Here is an 11,928-nt window from a genome sequence, read left to right as displayed (position 1 = left end):
GGGGCTCGGCTCGGCTACGTATGACAACCGGGCCACCCTACCGGCGCCGTCCTCCCGTCAACGCCCGGACGAGGCCCGGTCGCCCGCGGGTGGGACCCACATCACAACTGCCGCAACCGCCCCGCGATCACCGCGACATCACCGACGTCTCCGGAGGCCACGTCGATGACCAGGTCGTATGCGATGTCCTGGTCGCCGTCGGCGAGATCGACGCCGTTGCGGGCGAGGAAGGTGGCCGTCGCCGGCCAGGCGGTGCGCTTGTCGCCGTCGACCAGCGGGTGGTCGGCGGCGAGGGCGTGCAGCAGGGCGGCGGCCTGTTCGCACAGGTCGTCGCAGGCGGCCGTGCCGGACATCCGGGCCCGGGGCCGGTGCACGGCGGAGGCCGGCAGCCCGGGCTCGCGCGCCTCGGGCGGGCGGCCGCCGAAGGCGCTCTCGGCGATGGCGGTGACCTCGGCGACGGTGAGGTGCCGGCTCATTCGCCCAGCCTCCGCAGCAGGTCGGCGTGGCCGCGCGCGAGGCGCTCGGCGTGGGCGCGGACGACCGCCTCCTCCTCGTGCAGATACCGGCGTACGGCCTCCAGCACCACCTCGCCGGCCCGGCGTCCGCAGGCGTCGGCGAAGTCGCCCAGCGCCTCCCCGGAGGCGGCGTCGAGGGAGAGGGGCAGCTCGTGCAGGGGGACGGGGCAGGGCCCGGAAGATCGCCGGACGGCGGGTCTCGGGGCAGGCCACAGCCCGGTCAGCGGGCTCGCAGCCGGCGCGTCACCCAGGCCCCGGCCAGCGCCACGCCCGCCATCGGCAGGAACACGGCGGCGAACGCGGCCGGGTGCGCACCGTCGGCCGCCGTGGCCGGGGCGGCCGTGCTGCCGCCGCCCAGGGTCGCGAAGGCGGCGCCGGCCGCGGCGAGGAGGACGACGTTGGAGAGGGCGTCGGAGATCTGGAGCGCGGCGGAGTTGGTGCCGGCCTCCTCCGGGGCGGACAGGTGGAGCAGGAGCACACTGGTGGAGGAGATCACCAGGCCCATGCCGAAGCAGCCGAAGCCCCAGGCGACCGCGACGGTCCAGACGGGCACGGAGTGCAGCAGCACGCTGGGCGCGGTGGTGATCGCGGCGGCGACCAGCAGCATTCCGACGGTCATCAGCCGCTCCCGGTACGGCTGCACACGCGGCCGGGACTGCACCCACGAGCCGAGCGCCCAGGTGCCGCCGCCCGCCGCCAGCGAGAACCCGGCGAGCGTCGGCGACAGCCCGCGCTGGGTGACCAGCATCAGCGGGACGAAGGACTCGGCGGCGATGAAGGAACCGGCGGACAGTCCGCGCAGCAGCACGACGGAGGGCAGTCCGCGGGCCGCCCGGTAGGTGCCGCGCGGCAGCAGGCCGAGGACGGCGGGCACCAGCAGGGCGGCGCCGGCCAGGCCCGGGAGGAGGGAAAGGGGACGCAGGTCCTCGGCGGCGTACTGCAGCAGGCCGGCGCCGAGGGATATACCGAGGGCGAGCCGGATCCGCCGGCGGTCGAAGGAGTGGGCCCCGGCCCCCTCGTCCACCGGGCCCGACGCCCTGCGCCGTATCTGCGGCAGGGCCAGGGCGAGCGGGAACACGACGAGGACCGGGATGCCGAGGAAGACCCAGCGCCAGCCGAGGTGCTCGGTGACGGCGCCGGAGGCGAGCGGGCCGACGATCGAGGGCACGACCCATCCCGCGGCGAACGCCGCCATGATCGCGGGCCGCAGCCGCTCCGGGTAGGCGCGGCCGACGACGACGTACAGTGCGACGATCACCAGTCCGCCGCCCAGGCCCTGCACGGCCCGGCCGAGGATGAACACCCACATGGCCTGCGCGGTCCCGGCGACGACGAGTCCGGCCGCGAAGGCGCCGATGCCGGTGGTGAGTGCGCCGAGGGGACCGCGCCGGTCGGACCACTGCCCCGCCAGCACCATGCCGAACAGACTGGTCGTGAAGTACCCGGAGAAGGCGAACGCGTACAGGGCCACGCCGTCCAGTTCCCGCGCCGCGACCGGCATGGCGGTCCCGACGGCGGTCGCCTCGAAGGCGATCAGCAGCACGACGGAGACGATCCCGACACTGAGCGCCCGGTGGGAGCGGCTCAGGACGCCGGCCCCTGGTCCGACAGGGTCCGCGGCGGCGGCGTCACGGGATTCGAGGGCGGTCATGGTCGTCAGAGTAAGGGCCACGGGGCGGTTTGACCCCTGTCGGTGGTCCCGCTCGTCCTGCGACCTTGGTCGTACGCCCCGGCTTCATGAACGGCGTATGGCAGTCCCGTTGCAGCCCCGCCCGTCCCCTTGAGCCGCTTCCGCACGACGGCCTACGTTTACTCCATCAACACGGCCGTGTGCCCGAGTGGTTCAGGGGCTCGCCTGCAAAGCGAGTTACGTGGGTTCGAATCCCGCCACGGCCTCCACGCGCTCTGCTGCCCCTCCGCGAAGGGCCCAGCCAGACAAGTCGTTCGACTGCGACTCCTTGAGTGGCAGGGCGGGCGACCTCGGATCACCCTGGAAGAGGGGCTCGGCTGTAAGGCGACATCGACCGCAGTTCGATACCGCAACCCGCGATGGACGAAGCGGCGCCAACGGCGAACTCTGGTGGAAGCATGCCTGGACCCAACAAGGAGAGTCACCCGGTCCGGTACGCGACCAGGTGACGGCCGATCTCCGCGTGGTCAAGAAAGCACTCCCGCAGAAGTTCGGTTCACTGATGGCCACGCCTGAAGTGCGGGCATGGTTCGAACGCAACAACATCGACCCTGAATCGCTCTGACATCACCGCACGGACGCGCGCCGGCTCCCGTCGGACGCGGCGTCCGAGGCCGCCCGGCTGCCCTCCTGATCTTGGCTGATATACGCTGCGCCTACTTTCATCGCAGCTTGCCCGGGGGGGCCTTACAGATGATGACGCAGTCGCGTGCGCTCTGGGGGAGCGCGCTTGTTTCCGTGCTTCTGGTGGGTGCCGGTGCGCCCGGTGCGGTCGCGGCTCCGGCGTCGGCGTCGGCGTCGGTCACGGGTGCCGCCGTCGCGGCCGGGCTCGGACCGTGGGCCGCGCCGACGGAGTTGCCCGGTGTCAGCCAGGTGGTCGATCTGAAGTCGGCCCGGAACGGGACGCTGGCGGGGCTCTTCGTCCAGGGCGGCGAGACGGTGCTCGCGGTCCGGCCCGCGGGCAGCGCCACCTGGCGGCCGACCGCGCCTGCGCCGGGAGCCACGCTGCAGCGGACGGACGACGGTTCCCTCACGCTGCTGTGGTGGGCGGCGGGGACCGGCGGCGCGCCCAGCACCCTGCGGATGTCCCGACTGGCTCCCGACGGCACCGCCTTCGGCCCGGCCGAGGACGTGGCGACGGGCACGCCCGCCGGCGCCGGGGTCGACCGGCGGACGCCGGTGACCACCATCGCCGCCGACGCGGCGGGCAGGCAGGCCGTCGCCTGGATGGACGCCGACCGCCGGCTGACGGTCGTGGAGCGTTCCGGCCCGCGGGCGGCCTGGTCCGCGCCGGCGGCCCTGGACCGGCTCCCCGACCCGGTGATCCGGCCCGACCACACCTACGACTACACGCTGCGGGACCTGCACCTCGCCATGGCCGCCGACGGATCGCTGGCGCTGCTCTGGGGCGGCGACAGCTCCTACACGGGCGACGGGGTGGACCCGGACCCGACGGCGTACCAGTGGCACTACCGGTTCCTGGAGAAGCCCGCGGGGTCCGGGTCCTGGAGCGCGCCGCGTGCCCTGCCGCAGCTGGGCGACAAGCCCCGGCTGGTCACGCTGGCCGCCCATCCGCAGGGCGGTTTCCAGCTGCTGGCCGGGGGCGCCTACGTCCGCAAGCCGGCCGGTGCGGCGGACTGGGGTGCCGCCCAGCCCACCGGGATCGACGCGGGCCCGTCCGCCCCGGCCGAGTTGCTGACCGCCGCGAACGGCGACGTCACCGCGGTCGGCTGGCAGGGCGGCGGCCCGGCCGTCGCCACGCGTCTCGCGTCCCGGGGCGGCTGGGGCGCCCCGCAGCAGCTGACCCGCTACGCCGAGGACGGCTCGCTCGGCAGCACCCGGGCCGCGAACGGCTCGGTGGTCGTCACCTACACGCAGAAACGGTTCGTCTCCAGTCGTACGGTCCGCCGTGACTTCGTCGCCCAGACCGTGGCGGGCGGCAGCGTGTCGAAGCCGCGCACCCTCAGCTCCCAGAAGGACGGCACCACCAGCGCCGGCCGGGTGGCGACCGACGACAAGGGGCGCCCGCTGGCGGTCTGGACGCAGTCGGCCGACGACGGCTCCTCGCACACGTCGTACACCGCGACCACCGCGAGCCGGGCCCTGCCCAGGTGGCACGACTACGCCGACGACGGCCGCGCGGACCTCGTGGGCATCGGCAAGGGCGACACGATGAACCTGCTCACGCGGGACTCCGCCAATCCGCTGACCACGTATCAGACACGCACGTGGGCGGACACGGCCCGCGTCGTGCCGTTCGGGGACGCCGACGGCGACCGCTGCAACGACCTCGTCGTACGGCTGCCCGGCGGCGAGACCCGGCTCTACACGCCGGTCTGCGGCGGCCTGCCCGCACCCGACTCCGCGTACCGGCGCCTCGCCAGGGACTGGAGCGGCTACGACACGCTGCTCTCCAGCGGCGACCAGACCGGCGACGGCCGGCCCGACCTGCTGGCCCGCGACGCCCGCACCGGCGATCTGTACCTCTACGCGCTGGACGGCACCGACGGCTTCCTGCCCCGCAAGAAGATCCGCTCCGCCTGGACCGGCTACAAGCGCGTCATCGGCGCCGGCGATCTCAACGGCGACGGCATCGGTGACGTCCTCGCGCTCGACACGTCCGGCGAGCTCTGGCGCTACGACGGCACCCGCAGCGGCACCCTCAGGGACCGCGTCCTGGTCTTCAAGGACTGGGGCGGCTCCTACCAGGACGTCGTGGGCGCCGGGGACGTCGACGGCGACGGCCGCGGCGACCTGGTCTCCCGCGACACGTCGAACAGGCTGTGGCTCAACGCGGGCACCGGTACCGGAACTTTCAGGAGCCGCGTCCAGGCCGGCGACGCGAGCTACTGGAAGAGCTGGGCGTCCCTCGGCTGACCGGGGCGGGCGGCCCGGGTCACAGAACCCCGCCCGCCTCGTCCCGGAACAGGTGCGTCCAGTAGTGCCAGGTCGTGTCCGGGAGGCCGGCCGTGGGGTCGAGGGCGGTCAGGGTGTGCAGCATGGCCGCGGCCAGGTGGTCGTAGGCCCGGGTCGTCAGTTCGTTGCCCAGGTGTTCGTCGATGGTGCGCTCGTGGTGCAGGAGCCAGAGCGTGAAGGCGAGGGTGGAGACGTCGGTGTTGAGGGGGTGGAGCGTCCCCTCGGGCCCGCTGTAGGTCAGGACCGCGCCCGTTCTGCCGTCGACCACCAGGCTGTGGTCCCCTACCAGGCAGCCGAGACGGATCAAGTGGTCGGCGTGCGCGGGGAGTTCACCGAGGAGGTCACCGTCCGCGCGGTCCTCGGCGACGTGCTCCCGCAGCGTCGGCAGCGGGAGGTCCGTGTCGGCGTGGAAGAGGACCGCCGCCTCCGGCAGCCCGGTCTCGCGCAGGAAGCGCCGGGTCGGCTCGTGCGTGAGCGTGGCGGGGAAGTCGACCTCCTCGAAGCGCACCACCCGGCCGTGCCCGAACTCCTGGTCCAGCAGGCGGGCGGGGACGTCCAGGGTCAGCCCCGACGCCGTACCGGGGCCCGCGGCGAGCGCGAGCGGGCGGATCAGGGCCGCCGCCTTCCAGTACGGCGGGACCTCGCCGTCCGCGCCCTCCTCGAACAGGGAGAGCAGCCGGCGGGTCGCCTCGGCCGCCGTCCGGGGACCGTACTGACCCGCCAGGGAGGCGAAACGGCCGCGCAGACCGGCCAGTTCCTCCGTGACCGCGGCGAAGCGCAGCAGGGTGTCCAGGGACGGCGCGAAGGGACGCGGGTCGGACGGGGTGAAGAGGTACGCCGTCGTCAGCTCGCCGGTGCCGCCGTCGAGCAGGATCGACTCGCGCTGCATGCCGGCCGGGTTGAGCAGTTCGCCGATCACCAGCCGGTCCCGCAGCTCGTCGGCCACGCGGAACGGGCCCTCGGCTGCGTCGGCGAGCGTGCGCAGACCGTGCGTGCGCAGCGGGGAGAAGGTCAGCAGGTCGGTGGCCGCGGGCAGGCCGGTGCCGCCGAGCAGGCCGCGTGTCGGCGCGTGCGTGACATAGCGGTCCAGCTCCGCCTCGGTCAGCGTGATCGCCGTGACGCCGGCGTCGGTCGTGCTCATCGCTCCCCCGCGATCTTCCCCGTACGGTGCTCGGTCGAGTCCGTGAGTGCCGCTGCCCCCACCACCGAGCACCCTACGCCGCCCTACTGACAACGGCCCCCACCAGGAAGGACGTCGGGCGCCGGACGGGGACGGCTCAGGTGAAGTAGATGCCGCCCAGGACGACGGCCAGGGCCGCCACGAGGAACAGCAGGACCCACCCGAACAGCTTGCCCATGGTGGGCGGGGGCTCGTAGCGCGGCTCCTCCGGGCCGGGCGGGGTCTCGGGAGTGCTCACGGGGCCGTCACCACCGCTGCCTGCGGACGGATCGGGAGCCGGTTGACCGGACGGCCGGTGGCCGCGCGGACGGCGGAGGCGATCGCGGCCGGTGCCGTCACGACCGGGACCGCGCTGACGGACTTGGCGCCGAAGGGGGCGACCACGTCCCGTTCCTCGACCAGTTTGACGATGCGGATGTCCGGCGCGTCCAGGGCGGTCGGCAGGGCGTATCCGGTCAGGTCGGGGTGGCGGATCAGGCCGCGCGGCGTACGGAGGTTCTCGGTGAGGGCGATGCCGACGCCCTGGGTGACGCCCGCCTCGATCCGGGCGGCCAGCTGGGTGGGGTTGAGCACCCGGCCCACGTCCTGGGCGACCGCCAGTTCCACCACCCGGACCGAGCCCAGCTCGATGTCGACGTCCACCACCGCGCGGATCGCGCAGAAGGCGAGGCCCACGAAGGCGTCGCCCTGCCCGGAGGCGTTCAGCGGCTCGGTGGGGTGCGGGCGGCACTGGGCGGTGGCCCACAGCTCCTTGCCGTCCATCGCCTCGGTGACGGTCGTCGAGAGCACGCCGTCGTACGAGGTGATCTTGCCGTCCGTGATCTGCAGCAGTTCGGTGGACATGCCGAACTTGTGTGCCAGGGGCTGCAGCAGCTGGGTGCGGACCATCTTCGCCGCCCGCTCCACCGCGCCGCCCGACACCCAGGTGTGCCGGCCCCGGCAGCCCGGGCCGGCCGGCGGCTGGTCGGTGTCGACCGGCGCCACGTGGACCTCCTCGATGCCGAGGGTCTCCTGGACGATCTGCCGGGCGAGGGTGGTGAAGCCCTGGCCGGTCTCGACGGCCGCGCACAGCACGGTCGCGACGCCGTCGTGGACCTTGACGGTCGCCGTGGACACCTCGTCGGCGCCCTCCGCACCGAGCATGTGCACCATGCCCAGGCCGTAGCCGACGCCCCGGCGCACCGCGTCCGGTTCGCCCGCGCCCTCGGGGCCGCCGGGCAGCAGCCACTCCTCCTCGGGGGTGTCCTTGGGGAGGGCCGGGAGCGGGAAGTCGCGGACGGCCTGGAGAAGTTCGGCCACCGGTGCCGGGCACGTCACCGTCTGGCCGATCGGGAGGACGTCCCCCGTCGCCAGGACGTTGCGCAGACGCAGCTCGGCCGGGTCCAGGCCCAGCTTCTTGGCCAGCTTGTCCATCTGCGCCTCGTAGGCGGCGCACACCTGCATCGCGCCCTCGCCGCGCACATGGCCGGAGGGCGGGTTGTTGGTGCGTACGGCCCAGCCCTCGATGAAGGCGTTGGGGACGACGTACGGGCCGCAGGCGAAGGAGACCGCGGCGGCCAGGGCGTCGGCGGAGGTGTCGGCGTACGCGCCCGCGTCCAGGAGGATCTGGGCCTCGACCTTCACCAGCTTGCCCTCGCCGTCGGCGTGGTGGCGGTACCGGAGCAGCGTCGGGTGACGGTGGGCGTGGCCGAGGAAGGACTCCTCGCGGGTGGCCGTGAGCTTCACCGGGCAGCCGGTCTTCAGGGCGAGCAGGCCGAGCGGCAGCTGGAAGCCCTGGTCCTCACGGTCGGCGGTGGCGCCGGGCACCCCGGTGACCACGATCTTCACCCGATCCGGGGACAGGCCGTAGCAGGCCGCGGCGGTGTTGCGGTCGCTGTGCGGGTCGGTGGAGGCGAGGTACAGCTCCACGCCGCCGTCGGGGCGGGGCACGGCGAGGCCGGCCTCGGCGCCGATCGGGGCCGGGTCCTGGCGCCCAATGCGGTACAGGCCCTCGACGACGACCTCGCCGGCGGCCTCCGGGTCGCCGTGGTGCAGCGGGATGTGCCGGATCAGGTTGCCGTCGGGGTGCAGCGGCTCGGCCTCGAAGGCCTGCTCGGGGTCGGTGACCGGGTCGAGCACCTCGTACTCGACGATGACGGCGGCGGCGGCCATCCGCGCGGTGTCCGGGTGGTCGGCGGCCACGGCCGCGATGGGCTCGCCGTGGTGGCGTACGACCTCGGAGGCGAACACCGGCCGGTCGGGGACGCCCCGGCCGTGGCGGGGGGTCCCGGGCACGTCCTCGTGGGTGACGACGGCCCGTACGCCGGGCATCTCACGCGCGTGGCTGGTGTCGACGGACACGATGCGCGCGTGCGCGTGCGGGGAGCGCAGGACGGCCGCCCACAGCAGGCCCTCGGCCCACAGGTCGGCGGCGTACGGGAAGGTGCCCTCGGTCTTGGCGCGGGCGTCGGCGTGCGGCAGGGAGGCGCCGAGGCCGTGCGGCCATCCGCCCTCGGTCTCGGCGGCGGGTTCCGCGGCGGTGGTCGCCGTGCCGGCTTCGTTGCTCACACCTGGCCTCCGTCCTGGCCGTAGTGCTGGTCGTGCGGGTCGTGCGGTCCCGGGGTGCCGTGCGGCGGTGTGCCGTACGGGCCGGGCGCGCCGTACGCGTCCGGTGCGTCGCCGTAGCCGCCGGGAGCGGCCCGCGGCGTGTCGAACGCCCCCGGCGCCTCGAACGCCGACGGGTTGACGCCGCCGGCGCCGGGGCCCGCCTGATGGGGGATACGGGCCTCGCCCGCGTCCGTCTCGGTGTCGGCTCCGTGCGAGGCCTCGCGTTCGGCGACGACCTCCTGGACGGCCTGCAGGACGCCCCGGTAGCCGGAGCAGCGGCAGAGGTTGCCGCACAGCGCCTGCCGCGTCTCCAGCTCGGTCGGCGCGGGGTTGCCCTCCAGCAGGTCGTGCAGGGTCATCGCCATGCCCGGCACGCAGAAGCCGCACTGCACGGCACCGCACCGGGCGAGCGCGCGCTGCACGTCGGAGGGCTGTCCGTCGGCGGCCAGGCCCTCGACCGTGCGCACCTCGCTGCCGGCCGCGGTCACCGCCGGGACCAGGCAGGAGGCCACCAGGCGTCCGTCGACCTGGACGTTGCAGGCCCCGCACTCGCCCTGCGAGCAGCCGTCCTTGGCGCCCGCGAGTCCGAGCCGCTCCCGCAGGACGTACAGCAGCGACTCGCCGATCCAGGCGTCGGTGACGGGCCGGTCGGCGCCGTTGACGCGCAGGACGTACGAGGCGAGCGGGTGGTCGTCGTGCGGCGGGAGGGGCGCGGTGTGCTCCTGGGCCGCCTCGGGAGCGGGGCCGTCGGCGGGTGCCTCCGCTGCCTCGGCGGCGGTCTCGCCTTCGGGCGTGTCGTCCTCGTCCGGATGCGGATGCGGTTCGGCGGCGTCGGCCGGTTCCTCCGCCACGGCCGCTACGGCTGCCTCGGCGGGGTTCTCCGGTGCCGCCGGGGCGGCGGTCGGGGGCGTGTCCGGCGGGGCGGGCGTGGCGGGGGCTGTGGCGGCCTGCGGGGCCTCGGCCGGGACCTCGGGGCCCTCATGGCCTGCCGGGCCGTCAGCGGGGCGCTCAGGGGCCCCCGCGGGGCCGTGTCCGTCCGTGTCCGCCGCCACCCGCTGCTCGGCGGGCGCGGCGAACTCCCCGGGGTGCCCGGCCTGGACCTGCGCGACGGAGTCGCCCGGGTGGACGGCGCCGGCGTGCTTCCGGAGCCCGTCCGGGTGCCCGGTGCCCGCCTGGCCGGCCTGCTCGTCGCCGGTGCCGGCCTGGTCGTCCGGGCGGCCGGCCGCGGACCGTCCGGTCTCCTCGTGGCCGGCACGATCGTGCCCGTACCGCTCCTCGGGCGCGTATCCCTGCTCGTCCGGCGCGTACCCCTGCGCCGGCGCGCCGCCGGGGCCGGGCTCGGCCGGACCGCCCGCGGGGTGCGCGTCGGTGTGGTCGGGCAGGGCGGGGTGGCCGGTGTCCGCGGGCCGGTTCCAGGGGCGGCCCGTGTCCTGTGTCGCCCACGGCGCGGGCGCGCCGCCGGGCAGGGTGGCCGGCGGGGTGCCGCCCCACTGCTCGACCAGGGAGGACGTGGTGAACTCCCCTGACTCGTCCGGAAGATCACCGCCGGCGACCGGGATGGACCACTGCCCGGTGACGTCGTGCCCGGGTGCGGCCGGGGCCGCGGGCTCCTCGAAGGTCCAGTGCTGCGTCGCACCGGGCTGGTAGGTGAACCGGTCGTCCGCGGCGGGCACCTGGGGTGTGGCGTTCGGGTCGGGCCACTCGGCGCCGCCCGCGGGCGCGGTCCAGGTCCCGGCCGAGCCGGGGTCCCCGGTGCCGGGGGCGGCCGTTATCCGCGGCGGCACATAGCCGTGACCCGGCGCGGCCAGCGGGCTGTCGCCGGACAGCAGGGCGTCGATGCCGCCCTCGGGGAGCTTGACGAAGGCGGTGGCGCCGTCGTCGTAGTCGCCCTGGGGCAGCGGGTCCCAGCGTCCGCCGCCCTGGGGCGTGCCCTCTCCGTGCTGGTCGTCGGTCACGACAGCGCCCTCCCCAGTGCTCGTCGGGCCAGTGCGGCGACGGTGCGCCGCAGGTGCAGTACGGCGGGCGGAAGCGGGGCCACCGAGCCGTCGGGCTCCGGTGCCGGGTCCGGGATGCAGGCCGCGGCGACGTACTCGCCGAAGGCGTTCAGGGCCTCCGGGACGAGCGCGCGGTCGTTGTCCCAGTCGATCAGCTGGGCGACCCACTGCTCGGCCTCCAGGGGCCTGAGCGGCATCGGCGCTATGGCGCCGACGGCGCACCGCACTCCGCGCCGGGCGGGGTCGAGGACGAGGGCCACGGAGGCCAGCGCGCGGCCCGGTCCGGTGCGCCCGGTGGCCTTCAGGAAGACCTGCGGGGCGTGCAGCAGCGGCACGCGCACGTAGCCGATGAGCTCGCCGCCGCGCAGCATCTCCATGCCGGCCAGCAGGTGCGACACCGGGATCTCCCGGCGGGCTCCGCCCGGGCCCGCGATGATCAGCGTCGCCTCCAGGGCGGCCAGCACCGGCAGCGCGTCCCCGGTGGGGGAGGCGGAGGCGATGTTGCCGCCGAGGGTGCCCGCGTTGCGGATGTGCGGCGGGCCCGCGGCGCGCGCGGCGGCCGCGAGCGCCGGGATCAGGGCCGCGAAGTCGGGGCGGCCCATGCGTGCGTGCGTGAGGCCCGCGCCGAGCAGCGCGTGGCCGTCCTGGTACTGCCAGCCCCGGATCTCGCTGATCCGCCCGAGACCCACCAGGGCGGTGGGCCTGAGCTGACCGGAGTTGACGGCGGCCATCAAGTCGGTGCCACCCGCGACGGGCACGGCGGCGGGCATGGCCGCGAGGGCCGCCACCGCCTCGTCCAGCGTCGTGGGCAGCGTGACGGCCTGCGCCGCCTGCGGTGCGTGCGTGGTCAAACCGGCTGCCCCTTCCCGCTGCCCCACTGGTCCCACCTGTGTGGCCGTACGGTACGTGCTCACAGGGCGGACGTGGCAACTCTGGCACATCTTCGCAACGGCCGAACGCGGGGGTCCGCTAGGAGGCATTCGCCCACCTCACCACGGAGATGGTCCGTTTTCGCACGCCATCACCGGTGCGCACCGATTGACACTC

8 protein-coding genes and 1 tRNA gene are annotated in these 11,928 nt (G+C 75.0%); 2 read left to right on the top strand and 7 right to left on the bottom strand.

The window, feature by feature from the left end; genetic code table 11:
* Nucleotides 1-101: 101 nt before the first annotated feature.
* Entirely contained in the window at nt 102-476 is a 375-nt protein-coding gene (locus IO33_RS0102140; protein ID WP_031159459.1) for a type II toxin-antitoxin system death-on-curing family toxin, read from the bottom strand.
* 259 nt (nt 477-735) lie between these two features.
* The gene (locus IO33_RS0102130; RefSeq protein ID WP_031159458.1) at nt 736-2,166 is read right to left on the bottom strand and encodes an MFS transporter; all 1,431 of its coding nucleotides are present in this window, start codon (nt 2,164-2,166) and stop codon (nt 736-738) included.
* Nucleotides 2,167-2,339: 173 nt separating this feature from the next.
* On the opposite strand from IO33_RS0102130, the gene IO33_RS0102125 reads away from it, so the two are divergent.
* A tRNA-Cys gene (locus IO33_RS0102125) sits at nt 2,340-2,414 on the top strand.
* A 529-nt stretch (nt 2,415-2,943) separates the two neighbouring features.
* Entirely contained in the window at nt 2,944-5,082 is a 2,139-nt protein-coding gene (locus IO33_RS0102115) for an FG-GAP-like repeat-containing protein (RefSeq protein ID WP_031159456.1), read from the top strand.
* A 19-nt stretch (nt 5,083-5,101) separates the two neighbouring features.
* Here the strand turns inward: IO33_RS0102115 and IO33_RS0102110 are convergent, their stop codons facing one another.
* The 5 genes from IO33_RS0102110 to IO33_RS0102090 all read right to left on the bottom strand — a co-directional run bounded on the left by IO33_RS0102110 (nt 5,102) and on the right by IO33_RS0102090 (nt 11,732).
* A complete protein-coding gene (locus tag IO33_RS0102110) occupies nt 5,102-6,262 on the bottom strand; it encodes an SUKH-4 family immunity protein (protein WP_031159453.1) in 1,161 nt (386 codons plus the stop codon).
* A 136-nt stretch (nt 6,263-6,398) separates the two neighbouring features.
* Nucleotides 6,399-6,539, bottom strand: coding sequence for a hypothetical protein (locus tag IO33_RS50240; protein WP_157857782.1), 141 nt, complete (start codon nt 6,537-6,539; stop codon nt 6,399-6,401).
* Nucleotides 6,536-8,848: a xanthine dehydrogenase family protein molybdopterin-binding subunit gene (locus IO33_RS0102100; RefSeq protein ID WP_031159450.1), complete on the bottom strand. Its 2,313-nt coding sequence runs from the start codon at nt 8,846-8,848 to the stop codon at nt 6,536-6,538. The genes IO33_RS50240 and IO33_RS0102100 overlap by 4 nt, the downstream gene beginning before the upstream one ends.
* Nucleotides 8,845-10,842 carry a 2Fe-2S iron-sulfur cluster-binding protein gene (locus tag IO33_RS0102095; protein WP_031159447.1) on the bottom strand — a complete coding sequence of 666 codons (1,998 nt, stop codon included), beginning with the start codon at nt 10,840-10,842 and terminating at the stop codon, nt 8,845-8,847. Before IO33_RS0102095 ends, IO33_RS0102100 begins: the two co-directional genes overlap by 4 nt.
* Entirely contained in the window at nt 10,839-11,732 is an 894-nt protein-coding gene (locus IO33_RS0102090) for an FAD binding domain-containing protein (protein ID WP_031159445.1), read from the bottom strand. Before IO33_RS0102090 ends, IO33_RS0102095 begins: the two co-directional genes overlap by 4 nt.
* Between the last annotated feature and the right edge of the window lie 196 nt (nt 11,733-11,928).

Origin of the sequence: Streptomyces durhamensis (assembly GCF_000725475.1) — a bacterium.
Lineage (GTDB): Bacteria > Actinomycetota > Actinomycetes > Streptomycetales > Streptomycetaceae > Streptomyces > Streptomyces filipinensis.
This window is presented reverse-complemented; position numbering and strand designations above follow the sequence as displayed.

Coding starts and splice junctions, on each gene's coding strand:
- IO33_RS0102140 (WP_031159459.1), bottom strand. CDS start 476: ATGAGCCGGCACCTCACCGTCGCCGAGGTCACCGCCATCGCCGAGAGC.
- IO33_RS0102130 (WP_031159458.1), bottom strand. CDS start 2,166: ATGACCGCCCTCGAATCCCGTGACGCCGCCGCCGCGGACCCTGTCGGA.
- IO33_RS0102110 (WP_031159453.1), bottom strand. CDS start 6,262: ATGAGCACGACCGACGCCGGCGTCACGGCGATCACGCTGACCGAGGCG.